At 43.8% G+C, this 15,395-nt stretch carries 11 protein-coding genes; 4 read left to right on the top strand and 7 right to left on the bottom strand.

The annotated features are described in order from the left end of the window. The first annotated feature begins 25 nt into the window (after positions 1–25). A complete protein-coding gene (gene atpD, locus GCHA_RS08505; RefSeq protein WP_007987119.1) occupies positions 26–1,411 on the top strand; it encodes a F0F1 ATP synthase subunit beta in 1,386 nt (461 codons plus the stop codon). Positions 1,412–1,454: 43 nt separating this feature from the next. Next, positions 1,455–1,868 carry a F0F1 ATP synthase subunit epsilon gene (locus tag GCHA_RS08510; RefSeq protein ID WP_007987120.1) on the top strand — a complete coding sequence of 138 codons (414 nt, stop codon included), beginning with the start codon at positions 1,455–1,457 and terminating at the stop codon, positions 1,866–1,868. Between the two features lie 349 nt (positions 1,869–2,217). Here GCHA_RS08510 and GCHA_RS08515 read toward each other — a convergent pair whose 3' ends face one another. Further along, entirely contained in the window at positions 2,218–5,247 is a 3,030-nt protein-coding gene (locus tag GCHA_RS08515) for an ATP-binding protein (RefSeq protein WP_007987121.1), read from the bottom strand. Between the two features lie 214 nt (positions 5,248–5,461). Next, on the bottom strand, positions 5,462–6,064 hold the full coding sequence (locus GCHA_RS08520) for a tRNA-uridine aminocarboxypropyltransferase (protein WP_007987122.1): 603 nt from the start codon (positions 6,062–6,064) through the stop codon (positions 5,462–5,464). A 126-nt stretch (positions 6,065–6,190) separates the two neighbouring features. On the opposite strand from GCHA_RS08520, the gene GCHA_RS08525 reads away from it, so the two are divergent. Continuing rightward, entirely contained in the window at positions 6,191–6,535 is a 345-nt protein-coding gene (locus tag GCHA_RS08525) for an MGMT family protein (protein ID WP_007987123.1), read from the top strand. Positions 6,536–6,684: 149 nt separating this feature from the next. Here GCHA_RS08525 and GCHA_RS08530 read toward each other — a convergent pair whose 3' ends face one another. From GCHA_RS08530 to GCHA_RS08545, 4 genes are all read right to left on the bottom strand, one after another. Further along, positions 6,685–8,175, bottom strand: a complete 1,491-nt coding sequence (locus GCHA_RS08530) for a tryptophan halogenase family protein (protein ID WP_007987124.1) — start codon at positions 8,173–8,175, stop codon at positions 6,685–6,687. 30 nt (positions 8,176–8,205) lie between these two features. After that, positions 8,206–9,249 carry a cupin-like domain-containing protein gene (locus tag GCHA_RS08535; RefSeq protein WP_007987125.1) on the bottom strand — a complete coding sequence of 348 codons (1,044 nt, stop codon included), beginning with the start codon at positions 9,247–9,249 and terminating at the stop codon, positions 8,206–8,208. A gap of 3 nt (positions 9,250–9,252) precedes the next feature. Then, positions 9,253–9,987, bottom strand: a complete 735-nt coding sequence (locus GCHA_RS08540) for a SapC family protein (protein ID WP_007987126.1) — start codon at positions 9,985–9,987, stop codon at positions 9,253–9,255. 151 nt (positions 9,988–10,138) lie between these two features. Continuing rightward, positions 10,139–13,180, bottom strand: coding sequence for a TonB-dependent receptor (locus tag GCHA_RS08545; protein ID WP_007987127.1), 3,042 nt, complete (start codon positions 13,178–13,180; stop codon positions 10,139–10,141). 389 nt (positions 13,181–13,569) lie between these two features. Between GCHA_RS08545 and GCHA_RS08550 the strand changes: the two genes are divergently transcribed. Then, positions 13,570–14,739 (top strand): cyclic di-GMP phosphodiesterase, encoded by a 1,170-nt coding sequence (locus GCHA_RS08550; RefSeq protein WP_039992263.1) that lies wholly within the window; start codon positions 13,570–13,572, stop codon positions 14,737–14,739. Here GCHA_RS08550 and GCHA_RS08555 read toward each other — a convergent pair. Further along, complete coding sequence (locus tag GCHA_RS08555; protein ID WP_007987129.1) at positions 14,736–14,918, bottom strand: hypothetical protein; 183 nt, start codon at positions 14,916–14,918, stop codon at positions 14,736–14,738. The genes GCHA_RS08550 and GCHA_RS08555 overlap by 4 nt on opposite strands. Positions 14,919–15,395 lie beyond the last annotated feature (477 nt).

Here is a 15,395-nt window from a genome sequence, read left to right on the forward strand (position 1 = left end):
GTTTTAGAATTTAAGAGGAATTAACATGAGTCAAGGTAAGGTCGTCCAAATCATTGGCGCCGTTGTGGATATTGAATTTCCACAAGATTCGGTTCCAAAAATATATGACGCATTGCGTATCACTGAAGGTGATCTGCAAGGTTTGACCCTAGAAGTGCAGCAACAACTTGGTGGTGGCGTAGTGCGTACAATCGCATTGGGTACGACTGATGGCTTGCGCCGTGGTTTAGCAGTAGAAAATACTGGTGAAGCTATTCAGGTTCCAGTTGGTAAGGCTACTCTTGGCCGTATCATGGATGTATTGGGTAACCCAATCGACGAAGCAGGCCCTATTGGTGAAGAAGAGCGTATGTCTATTCACCGTGAAGCGCCTACTTATGAAGATCAATCAAGTTCAGTTGAACTACTTGAAACAGGCATCAAAGTTATCGACTTGGTATGTCCGTTTGCTAAAGGTGGTAAAGTTGGCTTATTCGGTGGTGCCGGTGTAGGTAAAACCGTAAACATGATGGAGCTTATCCGTAACATCGCAATCGAGCACAGTGGTTACTCTGTATTCGCTGGTGTTGGTGAGCGTACTCGTGAAGGTAACGATTTCTATCATGAAATGAACGAATCTAACGTACTTGATAAAGTATCGCTAGTTTACGGCCAAATGAACGAGCCTCCCGGAAACCGTTTACGCGTGGCGTTAACTGGTTTAACCATGGCTGAGAAATTCCGTGACGAAGGTCGTGACGTGCTTTTCTTCGTAGATAACATATACCGTTATACACTTGCTGGTACTGAAGTATCTGCATTGTTAGGTCGTATGCCATCTGCGGTAGGTTATCAGCCTACGTTGGCTGAAGAGATGGGTGTGCTTCAAGAGCGTATCGCATCTACTAAGACTGGTTCAATCACGTCAATTCAAGCGGTATACGTACCTGCGGATGATTTGACGGATCCATCACCTGCTACAACGTTCGCTCACTTAGATGCGACGGTTGTATTGTCACGTGACATCGCCTCTTTGGGTATCTACCCTGCTGTTGATCCACTTGATTCAACTTCACGTCAACTTGATCCGCTTGTTATCGGTCAAGAGCACTATGAAACTGCACGTGGCGTTCAATCAGTTCTTCAACGTTATAAAGAGCTTAAAGACATCATCGCTATTTTGGGCATGGATGAGCTATCTGAAGAAGATAAATTGTCTGTATCACGTGCTCGTAAAATTCAGCGTTTCTTGTCACAGCCTTTCTTCGTTGCTGAAGTATTCACCGGTTCACCTGGTAAGTACGTATCATTGAAAGATACCATCAGCGGCTTTAAAGGCATTCTTGAAGGCGAGTTTGACGACCTTCCTGAACAAGCTTTCTACATGGTTGGTTCAATCGAAGAAGCATCTGAGAAAGCCAAAAAAATGTAAGCGTATCTTCGGATACGTTTAACTTTTTTTGATAGGAGGGTACATGGCAATGACAATTCAACTGGATGTAGTAAGCGCAGAAGATAGTATTTTTTCTGGATTAGTACAGAGTATTCAAGTAACCGGCAGTGAAGGTGAACTTGGTGTTCAGTACGGTCATGCTCCTTTGCTGACTACTATAAAAGCTGGAATGGTTAATGTGGTTAAGCAGTTCGGCGAAGAAGAATTGATTTATGTTGCTGGTGGTGTACTCGAAGTACAGCCCGGTCATATATCAGTACTTGCGGACACTGCGCTTCGAGCCAGCGACTTAGATGAACAAGCAGTTCTAGAGGCGAAAAAACGTCTTGAGGACAATATTGCAAATCCTAGTTCTGATTTCGAGTATGCAGAAGCAGCTGCAGAGCTTGCCGAAACCATCGCGCAGTTACGTTTGATTCAGAAGCTACGCAAATAATTGGAATAGAAATGTTTCATGTGAAACCCGGCTATAAGCCGGGTTTTTTGTATCTGCACGTTCAAGAATTGCGTAATACCAATCCGCATTAATAAGTGACCGCCTCAGAATGGGTCCAGCGGTTTTTGATTAAGGCGTCGTATGTAGTAATGGTTGTTCCCTTTCAAATAGTGAGAACGCAGAGCAAAAGCCGCTGGGGCATTCCTTGTAGGCGAGTTTTAAAAGGGCTTACACTGCGTTGCATGACTTCGAAAGAGAACAACTATTCATTCAGTCATGCGCCTTGTTTAAGCCCTTTTAAACTCTCGCTGAGTCATCACTTATTAACGTGGAATGGTATAAAGGGTTTCTATCGCTTTATATGATTATGTTTTAGCGCCTCTGAAAGACTCTGTAGCGTATTTCTTACTGAAGCCAACACACCATTGAAAGTATCGGCGTTTTGCTGTGTATGCGCGCTTTGAGGCGCTAAATCACTAAGTAAGTTACTTGCTCTAGTGAATGCATTGTTGTCGAATAGTTGTTTTGCTTGGTTTAGGGCGTCAGCGGTTGCGATATGATCGCCCTTTTGCGCGTATTGGCTTAATTCGTCTATCGCACTTTCACATTGCAAAATAGTTTGTGGCAGTTTGTTGAGATACTCGTCTAGCTCGTATTTAGCGTTGACGATGGCTTGCGCTACATCTACGCCTGGTAAATCTATACACATGTGTGCAAAGCGTAAAACCTGAGCAATTGAATTTTCTAAACCGGCTTCATCGTCGTTCAATGCTGCTCGTTCAAGTCGACCAAAGACCTTGCCCACATTGGCTAACCCAAACGACCCAGCGGCACCTTTAATACGGTGAATAGATTTGGCGATTGCTGGTAAATCCCGTACGTTCCATGCTTGTTCAATATTAGCCAACTCATCTCGTAAATCGACTATATAACCTTGGATCAGCGGCAGCATCTTGTCATCAGCAACCGATACTTGTTTGGCTGATAGGTTAAGGTATTGTCGTACTTTACGAATAAATACATCTCGTTCAATAGGTTTGGCTAAGTGGTCGCTAAATCCGATGCGAAGGTAGTAATCTATTTCGTGTTGCATGGTGTTGGCTGTTAAGGCAATAGCCGGGGTTTTATTACCCGATTTTCGAATATTTCTAAGGGTATCTACACCGTTTAACCCTGGCATGTGAATATCTAATAGCAATAAATCGAACTGACTAGCCCGTATAGCGTCTATCGCTTGGTGGCCGTCGGCAACCTCGGTTACCGTAATATTCATACGCTTCAGTAGCAAAGCAACAAGCTCTCGGTTATTCGGGTGGTCGTCTGCCAGTAGCACCTTGCAAGCACCAAATTTAGGTACATGAGATTCGTGAGTTATTTGGTGAATACTCGATAAATCAATTTCTTGAGCGGTGTTTAACCAAGCAACATCCGTAGGGGTATCAAGCTTAATCGTGATAGTAAACGTGCTGCCTTTGCGCGGTTGGCTTTTAGCATTAATGTCGCCTCCAAGTCCTTGTGCTAAGCGCTTCGCAATACTTAAACCTAAACCTGTGCCCCCCACTTGGCGATTGATTACACTATCTGCTTGGGTAAAAGGATTAAATAGCTTCTGCATGTCGTTTTGACTTATCCCCTCCCCAGTATCCACTACATTGATGGTTAAGGTTGAGCCTGCGGCCTTTACATCTAGGCATATATGACCACTGTGGGTAAACTTAAGGGCGTTATTAGTTAGATTGAACAGAATCTGTTTTAGTCTAGTCGCATCAGTGATGATTTTTTCCGGCAGCGGAAAGTCGTAATTTACATGGAACCCCAACCCTTTATCTTTTGCGCGTTTGCCCACAACCGACTCAATTTGACCAAGCAAAGAAAATAAGTGGCAAGGCTGTGATTTGAAGTCCAGCTTATTCGCATCGATCTTACTTAAATCAAGTATATCGTTGATGATACGTAGTAAATGGGCACCATTTTGGTAAATGATACTGGTGACGCGCTCCTGCTCGGTTTTATCAATGTCGCCAAGTAACATGCCATCTGCGTATCCAATGATAGAAGTTAGCGGTGTACGAATTTCATGACTCATATTGGCCAGGAAATGATCTTTTGCTAAATTCGCTTCAATAAGTTCTTGGTTAGATTGGGCAAGCTTTTGGTTTGCTTCGCGTAGCGCTTGGGTGCGAAATTCTACAGTTTGTTTTAACTGGGATTTTAGTTGGCTGTTGCGCAAGTTTACCAAACGCATTTTTTCTGCCAAAGCAAAGGCGAGAATAAGCGTATCTGCGGCAATACCGATAAAACCAAGTAAATAAATATCAACATTTATGCTTGGCAACACTCGAAGGTTAAGTAAGTTTCCAACCACATTTGGGATAATCACACATAACGAAGCGATGACAAAATAACGAGCAGGTTTATAGCCTCTTTTCCATGCCACCAGACCAACTGATAATCCAGTCAATAGCACTGCTGTGGTCAAAATAGACACGATAATCAAGCCAAGGGCTTGGTTATAAAACGCAATTGGTAAAGCGAGTAAACACAAACACCCTAGCGCCAAAAGAAAGAGCATGGTCCGTTTTGCCGTAAGATTTAGCCTGAAAAACTCTATTTGGAAAAAGGCGGAGAATGCGCACCCTAGTAGGAATCCGGGCATGAGCCAATCTTTAGCACTGAATAAGTTCAAATACTCAAATACACCAAAGATAGCTGCCCATGCGCTGGCGTAAAAAAGAGTGGAAAGTGCGTAAAACAGATATTGGGTGTCGCGCATCACTATGTATATAAATAGATTATATAAGCCTAGCGCCAAATAAATGCCAAAGCAGATAAAAAGGATAACATTGTGATTCGCTACTGATGTCAGCATATGCTCTTCGGTTTCAAGCACGATTTTTATAGGGGCAAAGAAGAAATCACTATCAAACACCATGAGTAAGGTGGCGGTTTCTCCGGCAGGAATACTGAGTTTACTACCGTAATGTAAGGGGTAAATATTGTTATGATCTAAGCCTGATATTGAGCTCTCCACCGGACTATGTTGAGAGTAAAGTGACACTTGAACCGTTTCGATCACTGAGCCGCTTGGGTAAATAAACCATTGCTCATTTTGCGTATCGTTATAAATTTCGAACGCAGTGACATACCTGTCTTTGAAAGGGTCATTGGGATTATGTTGCTCGAAAGTGCCAAGCCACTCTTGTAGTGGTTCTCGGTAATGCGGAGTTTCAGCTCGACCAATACTTAAATAAACTAACTGCTGACTAATGTCATTTTGCCTAATTTCAGATGCATTAAAGTGCGGAATTAAGGTGTCTTGTGCCTTAAGATCGAAACTGAACAGGGACAACAACAAAATACAAAATATAGCTGTTTTCAAAATAGTACCAACATACTAAAGAGACCTTGAGGCTAACCTCTGATCTGCTTAACTGTGATGGCAACATGTGTGCGAATACGCGTTCTAATGTCGCCAATCTACGACTAATGTGAATTATGCCCGACAATGTGCCTGTACGGTTAGTGTTTTTACCTTTTTGCTACATTTCCCCTTAAAATTCCGTTAAAAAGGCGCTAATTCTGCGTATTTCTTCCTATTTTTGATTGTTAACTTGCTGATTTGCTAATTGGCGGGCAAAAACACGGTCCTGCATCTGGGTAAAAGTAGACAATAACGGCGTAGTGTCGATACCTTGAGTAAAATGTAGTGTATGCGCAAGCGCTTCTAATGTTGATAAACCAGCTGCTACCGATGTTTTACGTATCCTATATAGGCTTTTTGGTGGCTGTATAAAGTGCCAAGCAGGCAGAGTATGCAACCAAGGGTTCATCATCCATAGCTTATAGGCTTTGCGCCACGTGGCGTCGAGCAATATAAGAGCGGGTGGAGCGCTACGCTCTCGGCTTGTCGTTGTTTCTAAGGGTTTACTGTTATCATTTGGATACACTAGGCAGGCTAACTCTTGTTGTACGTTAATCCAACTCATTAGTTGACTGAAATCCCCTGGCTTTTCGCCCACCCAAATTTCGCTATTCGGTACACAAAGCTGAATCAATTTGGCGCTATTTTTAGCGTGATTCACTTCACTCGGGTGCTGCAAAATAATGACTTTTTGCGCGCTGCAAACAGTACACAATAGATCGCAAATACACACTGATTGTGGGTAATCACAATGATGACATATCACTCTTTTCATGTCGTTGAGCCGAGTAGTCCTAGGTCACTATTTACATTTGATTGTTCTTTGCAGTTTGAAATAGTGAGTATTAATCGTAAGTTTTGCATAATGAACACTTAAAGTTTGATGAAAAGAAAAATGCATATGGCTCGAAACCCACATTATACCCAAATTTGGCAAACTGTTTGTGCGATACCTGCTGGCAAGGTAGCTAGTTATGGTCAAATAGCGGATCTTGCTGGATTACCGGGACGAGCTCGCTTGGTTGGAAAATCACTAGGGGTAGCTCCGAAAGAAATGAACTTACCCTGGTTCCGAGTGCTGCGATCATCAGGACAATTAGCTTTTGCTGCGGGCTCAGAACAAGCATTGAACCAGGCGGGTTTGCTTCAGGAGGAAAACGTGGTTGTGTTGCGTAATCGCGTTAAGTTAGCTGAATTTCAGTGGAAACCGACCTTAGATGAAATGCTTTGGAAACTTAACCATTAATATTTAGTGCTCCTTTAAGAAAGTGAGTGTTTACTACGTTGAATTTCTTAATATTCTTGCATTACGGCTATCTGAGTCGCGTCGTCACTAATATCACAAGTGAGCATCAATCAGTCATTTGCTTAGCACCACTAAAATGTATGCCACGATTAAACTGCGGCACGTTTACAATAGTAACGAATAAACGCTAAATGGTTCGGTAAGCTGCTGACTCGGCGTGCCGTTTGTTGCTTTACGTTATCCAAAAAACTGGCTAATTCCTGCACTGGCATTAAATCGACGATTGGGTGATACGCCTTCGGCGTTATGCCCTGCCCGAGCATCACTTGTAACCACGATGCTTCGCCGAATAATTCCCCGTTTCCTTGGTGGACGTGAGCACTGTGGGCAAATTGCTCCATGCGCTCATCTAACGAAGTTGGAATAGGCATGTCTTTGCAGTAGCGCCAAAACGCCGAGTCTTTGCGGGCGGTGGCATGGTAATGCAAGATAATAAAATCGCGAATATTATCTATCTCATTGCGCATGGTAGCGTTAAATTTATCGATGATTGGAGATTCCATATGAGCAGACGGTAACGACTGCATCAAACGGATTATGCTTTGTTGAATTAAGTGAATGCTGGTGGACTCAAGTGGCTCTATAAAGCCACCAGCCAACCCAATGGCGACGCAGTTTTTATTCCAAAGTTTGCGTCTCACGCCTGTTTTAAATTTCAGTACACGAGGGGTGTTTAAGGTCTTACCCCGAATGTTGTCCAGCAACTGGGTTTTTGCTTCATCATCGCTGATGTATTTACTGCAGAAAACCAAGCCATTACCCACACGGGTTTGCAGCGGAATCTGCCATTGCCAGCCTGCATCATGGGCAATTGACCGAGTGTAGGGCACATTTGACTCGTTCAATTCAGTTTGTACTGCGACAGCACTGTCGCAAGGTAACCAATGACTCCAGTCTTCATAGCCGGTGTGCAAAGCTTGCTCAATCAATAAACCACGAAACCCAGTGCAATCAATAAATAATTGCCCTTCAACACGTTGTCCACTTTCTAAACTGAGTGATTGAATAAAGCCGTTGTTATGATTAAGGTTTACGTTATCAATTTTACCTTCAATGCGCCTGACCCCATATTGCTCGGCAAAATCGCGTAAAAACTTGGCGTATAACCCTGCATCTAAGTGAAAGGCGTGATTGCGCTCTTGTTTTGGTGCCGTGGCGAACTTACCCATTCTGCAAGCAAGATGCTCGGGGCAGTAGTCTCCTATCTCAGAAGCAATATCTAACTGTCTTCCTCGCAGCCAAAAATGCTGAAAGCCAGCCGCCCAGCACCCATGGTCAAAACGGCCAAACGAGTGTATATACGACTGATTTCGTTGATACCAATCCTCGAACTTTATGCCCAGTTTGAATGTGGCATTGGTGGCAGTCATAAACTCGGACTCTTTGATTTTTAGTAGGTCGTGAAACAGGTGCAATGTGGGGATAGTTGCTTCCCCAACGCCTACCGTTGGGATCGTGTCAGATTCTATGAGTGTCACTTTGATGTTCGCGCCAAATAGCTTACCAAGGGCCGCCGCGGTCATCCAGCCAGCGGTTCCGCCACCAGCGATAACAATATGTTTGATTGAATCTTTTTGCATAAGATAAATACTTCGTTCTTTTGTCGTTCGTTATCGTCTGAGTTTGTTTTGCAGTTCTGCACGCAGCTTTCTTAGGCTGATGTCGTCCATAGGGCTTGCCAGTATACTTTTGGCCGCTTCTGGTATATGTGAGAAATTTTCTGGCTGATGTGCAAACACGTAATGATCAAATAGGTTTTTCCAAGCATCTCGCTGGTGTGTTGGTAAGTCTCGTACACTCATCATTGCCAGTAACAAGGCATTCATTGGACGCCCCATCTGAGCAGGGCTATCACGCCACCAGTGGGTAATAAGCACGTTGAAAGCACTTAATCCTTGTACATGGTGCCACCACATACTGGGCAGAATAAGAGCATCACCTGGTTCTAGCTCTGCAACTTGAGCTGCTTCTAGCGCCTCAGAATACTTTGGATGCTCGGCAAGATCAGGATTGGCAACGTCGACGGTACTAATTTCTTGCCCGCCAGGCGCTTTGTCTAGAGGGCCCACATAGAGGTTCTTTAACTGCTCAGGGGGAAATAAAGTGAAACGTCGTTTGCCGACCACACAACAGGCAAAATTTTGCGCAAAATCATAGTGTGCTGCTATACGACTAGCATTACCCAGCCAAATATTGACCAACGGTGAGGTAATATCGGGCAGTGTTTCAATTTGCTTGAGTAAGCTTGGTAAACTTTGGGCAAGGCTGGTGGCACTGACATACACGCATTCACCCGTTTTGCTCTGGGCAGTTTGCAGAATATCATTCAGTAACTTAGGCAGTTTTTGCTGCTTGGATGCAAAATTAAAACCTGTCATATCCTGGTTGTAAAACACCCGCCCTTGCGCAGCACTTGGCAAATAATGTGTATGAAAATTTGCTCCTTCATCGAACTGCAGCAGATATTGCTTGGCAGCCTCATCAGACTGTTTAGCCGCTTTTACTAACGGCCAGTGGTTACAATATCCTCTGAGAACAATGGGTTCATGGCTGTTGAGCAACACCGAAGGGATATTTTTAGGGCTAATACCCTCGAGGTATTTTACCTCTTGAGCAGTCTGTTTCGCGTTCGATAAGGGCACGTCAGTGTTCACAGGTTATTCCTCTGGCGCGACTCGCTTATTTTTTAGCGCTACCAGATCGTTAAAATGAACCTGTGAGGCGAGTATAAGATAAACAGCTTGCAGGTAACCAGCGTTATGGAGCTGCACTATATTGTCAGGTGTAAGGTTATTTAGAACGTCCTCGTTTATGGTGTAAAAACCAATCAACTGATGTTTGCTGCCGTCATTCAAAGTGATATCAAGAGTCATTGACTCGAGTAGATTAAGTGTAACTAAGGTGTTTATAAAAGCGTCGTTAGCCTGTAGGCCATGATGCAGTGTCTCGAGGATCGCCGCGATATTTTCTAAATATTGGCTGTTACCGCCGTATTCCAAGAACAACTCAATACCTTGTGTTTTACTCACTTTCGGCGAGTCAATATCCAAGGTAATCACGCGTTGTTGCTCGGTCATGCCATCTGTTGTTACTGCTTGTCTGCCAATGAAAAAAGGCATGCGTTGCACAGAAAGTGGAATATACGAGGCGTTCCATTCGTTTGCCTGCAGAAATAGATTTTCTTGCTGTTCGAAGCCAAAAAGGGCCACAGGTGTAAATTGAGCTGTGGTTTGGTCTTTGTGAAATACAATTGGGTAATGCGCTTGCACGCTGCGTATCTCATCTACAAAAGTTGGAGAAAACCATAAGTCGTCTCCGTATTTATCACCGCGCTGAGTAATAACACGCAGATCACTATGCTCAACACTGTTCAGTAATACATGGTTTGCCATAAACGTCCCATTCGTTATTGTTATGCATATCACTAGTTGTTCTTATCTGTACTCAACTAGTACTCGTTAGTGACACTGCACAAAAGCCACAGGACTTATGTTAAGCATAAGTCTGTGGCTACCTTTTTATTTTTATAAACAGAGTGTGGCGTTAAAACGTATACCTCGCTCCTACGTTATAACGCGCACCTGTTTGAGTTAACTTATAGATTAAACGGTTATCACGACCAAATTCATTTGTATATTCGTCAGTAATGTTAATACCTTCAACGAAAACGGTCAGTCCTTCAAGCTGCTTAACCTCATAACTGATGTTAAAGTCAATTTGATAATAAGCGTCGGTAAAAATAGGCGCGGTTAAATCACCGTTTACCCGGCGCTCATTTAAATACTCATCACGCCAGTTGTAAGCTACTCGAGCCTGTAAACCATCTTTGTCGTAGAACAAGACTAAGTTAGCTGTGTCACTTAAACCGACGAGTGCTTCGGTATCACTCAGTGAAGACTTATCGTATTCTAAACCTGAGTCCACCATGGTGTAGTTGGCAATACCCCCAAAACCAGACTCACCAAACAGATGTTGAACGTTAAACTCTATCCCATCTATTGTGTGCTCAGTGTCGCCATTGACAGGTACGTTAATTCTGAAGTTAACGAGGTTATCTGTCGCTGGGTCGCCTAGTATTGTGCCGCCATCTAATTGCCCATTCTCATCGAAGTTAGGGGTAACATTCGGATCATCTGCGAAGTTTTCGAAGATGTAAGCTCGAAGTTCTTGGTTACTCGCACCTGCGCCTAATGCGGCGACGGCAGCATCAAACTTCTCTCCGTCCAGTGGGTTAGCAAGATTAAATATGGTTGAATCAACTGTGCCTGTGGTTATCCAATTAGTGACGTCTTTCCTGAAATAGCCAAGAGAGACGTAACTCCCTTCATCGTAATACCACTCGGCAGAAAGGTCATAATTCACAGATTCTAATGGACGCAAGCCTGGGTTACCTGAATTTCCCGAATAGCCACTCAAGCTACCTGATGTATTGATAGTTGTGCCGCCCTGTAACTCACCATAGCCAGCTCGTGAGATAGTTTTCCCCACAGCTGCGCGTAAAATGACGTCATCTGTTACGGAAATATTAAAGTTGAAACTCGGTAAAAATTGAGAATAATCAGCCTCTTGGCTTAACGTCTCTACCCCAGTAACACCGGTGACAGCGGTTGACGTATCTTCTGACCATTCAACACGGCTATAGCCGGGAGCCGATGCGGTTGAGGTAACATCGGTTCTTTCATAACGCATGCCCAAGTGAGCATCGTATGGCATATCACCTAACTCACCTTCGTAGTGTAACTGCACGAATGCGGCGGTCGTTTCTTCTTCGGTGAAACGGTTAGTATCAGCGTCCCAGTCGGTTGAAGCACAAAAGTGTCCCTCTCCATTTGGCCCCGCAGATGCGCCCTCAGGTGCTAAACAATCACCCCAAACCGTATCTACATTTGCAACCGGGTCGGCAAATTCAGCAGCCCTCACTATCTCATCAAAATCAGCGAACCAGATACGGTTAAACAGATCATAGTCGCCCTGAGTGGGGGTACCTTCGAAGTTACCTGCATCGGCGTCGAACTTGTCTAGAATGGTGTCTTCGGTCCAGTTAACATCGGCAAAATCACCTTCAACCCCGACGCCGGCCCAGTCCGCTCTTTGTACTTGAGTATGCCGGTAGCGGTTATTAACCGTATTTATTGAAACACCAAAATCGATACTGGCTTCATCGTTGTAGTGATATTTACCGGTGACTTGGGTCTGGTCAATTTCAGAGGTGTAAAAATCGTTAGCAAACCAACTGCCCGACAAGCGCATGGTGTTAGGATTAAAGTTCTCAATATTACCTGTGGCAATACCGGGTAAATCACCCGTTAAGTCTAAGCCTGTGCGTGTTCGCGTATAAGAAGGTAACTGTAGATTGTTGCGCGTACCATGGCGCGGGTCCGACGCCTTCATTTCGGCTTCTGAACTATGGTGATCTAGGGCAAACTGTAAATCGTCATTGACCTGCCAGTCTAAATTCAGGCCAATAGAATCAATGCTCTCTTCGCGCCCCCAAGCCCCTACGGTTAAAGAGGTATCCTGCAAATCAGCGTCACTGTTGATTTGGTATATCTCTGAGTAAATTAATGGCACTGCGTTAGGTTCACCGGCCCATACCGACTCGCTGCGATCCCCTGAATAGGTAAACCACACAGAAGCATCAGTATGTTGCTCTTCTATATTGTTGCGGATTAAGGTGTAATCTAGGGTGGCAGTCAGGTTATCTGTTGGTCTAAATTGCAGAACCAGCTGTCCATTGGTTCGTTCGCGCTGGCGCTCTTCAAATACATACCTAGGTTGCTGTGGATTAGAATAAATACCTGATGTAGGCCGATTGATACCGCCCTCTTCACCAGCGGGTACACCGCCCCAGCCTGTATTCGTATAGTCACTTGCGCGATAACCTTGGTCTGCTAAAAACTGCTGCATGCCGCTTTCGCGTTCTTGATAACTACCAGATATTGAAATACCGAAGGTTTCGTCAGCAAAGGTTTGTGAATATAAACCGCTGATCTCGGGCGTGACATCACCTTTTTCTGTAGACTTATCGTCCACTAATTTAGCCCCAAAAGTCGCCTTTGTTCCAGGAGACTGAAATGGTCTGTGGGTAGATAAGTTGATTGTTGCGCCTATACCACCTGAGGTAACGCTGGCATCAGCGGTTTTATAAACTTCAACGCCTGATACACTTTCAGAGGCTAAGTTTGCGAAGTCGAATGTTCTGCTGCCGGTTGTGGTCGGCAACTGGCGACCGTTCAGGGTAATTAAGTTATTGGCTGCGCCAAAGCCACGTACAGTAACCTGCGAGCCCTCACCACTGGCGCGATCAATCGATACACCGGTAATACGCTGTAATGATTCAGCTAAGTTTGTATCGGGGAACTTCCCCATATCTTCTGCTGAAATGGCATCCACTATGCCGGTGGAGTCGCGTTTAATGTCCATTGCACGCAGTAAGCTGCCGCGAATACCTGAGACTTGTATGACTTCTACATCTTCTTGCGCTGTTTGTTCTTGTGCTATTACGGGGGTAATAGCGGCGCTGCTAAGTAGCAGTGAAACACTGCTTGCTAACACCGACTTGTTAAACTTTTTGTGTGTGTTCATAACGTGTACCTTGTGATCCTGATTTGTAATCATCAAAAGAGGCGCTGACCTTGGTGTCTCGGGTAACTTGAACCAACAACAAGATGTAAACGCAACATTACGTTAAAGTCACATTAACTATATGTCAATCGGCTATAATTAACTTGTTATTAACAAAAATTGTTATTAATTTGTTTTTTTTCGTGAAACGTTATTTTTGAGCGAATTTCGTCATTTTAAGGGTGACGTAATTACTAAAAGCGCTGGAAATTTAGGGCGAAAATAAAAAAGAAAGCGGTTTTTAAAGGCTTGATGAGCAATGTGTGGCGTTCGGTTAGGTTTGCGCTAATTTGCAAAATCGTTTATTTTTCTCACATCCCTCGTGTTTCACTGATTGGAATATATTTTTAGTGTTGAAAACTATCCCGGTAGACGAATTGAAAGTCGGCATGTATGTCGATTCAATTGCTGAGCAAAACGGCAACCTAAAGATTAAAAGCAGAGGGAGAGTAACCACTAACGCCGCTATTACGACTATGAAAAAGCAAGGTATTGTTGCTTTGGTAATAGATTTGAGTAAGCAAATCGAGAAGGAAGAAGAGCCTAGCCCAGTAGAAGAACAAGAACCTCAAGAGGTTGACGTTTCTTTTGCTGATGAAATAGGCAAAGCGGCGAAATTGCACGAAAAAGGCAAAGTGCTGCAACGAAGAATGTTGCAGTCAGTGGGTAAAGGCTTACCTATTGATATTGCCATACCAAAAGAATTCACCACTAATTTAGTCTCGTCAATTGATCGTAACCCGAATGCCTTGCTGTGCATGACTAAAATTCGCGAGAAAGACAGTTACTTACTGGAGCATTCGCTGAACGTGGCTATTTTACTGGCTAATTTTGCAACCTATTTAGGCATGTCTGAGAGTGACGTGCAGGAGTTGGCGCTTTCTGGATTTCTGCATGACATTGGTAAGATTAAAGTGCCCGATGAGATCCTGCATAAGCCTGGCCGTTTAACCGACCAAGAAATGGTGGTAATGCGTGATCATGTATATTACGGCGTGCGGATTTTAGAAGATATGGGCATACCGCAGCGTATGATCAATACAATTTCTCAGCATCATGAGCGACTCGATGGGTACGGTTACCCAGATGGTGCGCGCGGCGATGAAATTAGCCATTTTGGACGTATGATTGCGATAGTCGATACCTATGACGCAATCACTGCAGATCGCTGTTACAAGGCTGGTATGCCATCACAAAAAGCACTCAAAATTTTACATGCAGAAGCGCCAATCAAGTACGATCAGGACTTAGTGGAGCAATTTATCAAGTGCATTGGTGTTTATCCAGTCGGTAGTCTGGTTAAACTGTCCAGCGAGAAAATTGCCGTAGTGATTAAGCAAAACGAGAACCACCCATTAAAGCCATTGGTAAAGGTATTTTACTCTGTTCGCAGTGCGCATTACCTTCAACCTGCGGAGATTGACTTGCTGCATTCCCAATACCGAGTCGAAAAAGCCGTTCTCGCTAGTGAGTTCAAGCTAGATTTCAATCGTTACTTCAATGAGTCCATCGCTATTTAGCTGCTACGCACATCCTGCAGTATTACCTTTACCTGATCGGTAGTAACATCTGAAGGGCACACCCCTTTGCTGACTAAAACATCGCGAATCTGCTCTGCATTGTTAGCGGTCAGTGCGTTGCTATTACGCTGAATATAACGCGTAAGTTGTTGCTGTAATTTTCGTGTTAAACAAGACATCTGTGCATCTAAACCAGTTAGTTATTTATCAATTAAATCATGTATACCGTTTAGCAAACCCACCCTAAATTCGTATACAAAGTTGGAATATACTCAGTACTACATCTCTAAATTAATAAAAGCATATAGCAAGCCAGAAAATAAAAAATTATAAAAATCAAAGCATTAAAATAAGATGACGAGCTTTTTTACAGTTTCTGTTAAATTTTTTGACAGTCGATAAGCTCATATAACCCCTGCAACAACACTACAGTTGGCTAGGGAGCCCGCAGGTTATACCGCGAGGCCGGCATACTAGGTTACTTCAGGGGAGAATAGAACCGCAGTGTTAGTGAAAATGCTGATTATATATGCAGATAGGTTGTTAAAAGTACTGATAAGAAAACGCCAAGCTAGGATTTAATGATGATTTCACCCTTGTATGTGTCGCTTATGCCGGCCAGCCATTGTCACTCCTTATATTTTGGCTGTTTCACA

Origin of the sequence: Paraglaciecola chathamensis S18K6, from assembly GCA_000314955.1 — a bacterium.
Lineage (GTDB): Bacteria > Pseudomonadota > Gammaproteobacteria > Enterobacterales > Alteromonadaceae > Paraglaciecola > Paraglaciecola chathamensis.

Bases quoted from the DNA above. Each gene is read 5' to 3' on its own strand.
- GCHA_RS08510 (WP_007987120.1), top strand. From the start codon at position 1,455: ATGGCAATGACAATTCAACTGGATGTAGTAAGCGCAGAAGATAGTATT.
- atpD (WP_007987119.1), top strand. From the start codon at position 26: ATGAGTCAAGGTAAGGTCGTCCAAATCATTGGCGCCGTTGTGGATATT.
- GCHA_RS08540 (WP_007987126.1), bottom strand. From the start codon at position 9,987: ATGGCAAACCATGTATTACTGAACAGTGTTGAGCATAGTGATCTGCGT.
- GCHA_RS08530 (WP_007987124.1), bottom strand. From the start codon at position 8,175: ATGCAAAAAGATTCAATCAAACATATTGTTATCGCTGGTGGCGGAACC.
- GCHA_RS08525 (WP_007987123.1), top strand. From the start codon at position 6,191: ATGGCTCGAAACCCACATTATACCCAAATTTGGCAAACTGTTTGTGCG.
- GCHA_RS08545 (WP_007987127.1), bottom strand. From the start codon at position 13,180: ATGAACACACACAAAAAGTTTAACAAGTCGGTGTTAGCAAGCAGTGTT.
- GCHA_RS08520 (WP_007987122.1), bottom strand. From the start codon at position 6,064: ATGAAAAGAGTGATATGTCATCATTGTGATTACCCACAATCAGTGTGT.
- GCHA_RS08555 (WP_007987129.1), bottom strand. From the start codon at position 14,918: ATGTCTTGTTTAACACGAAAATTACAGCAACAACTTACGCGTTATATT.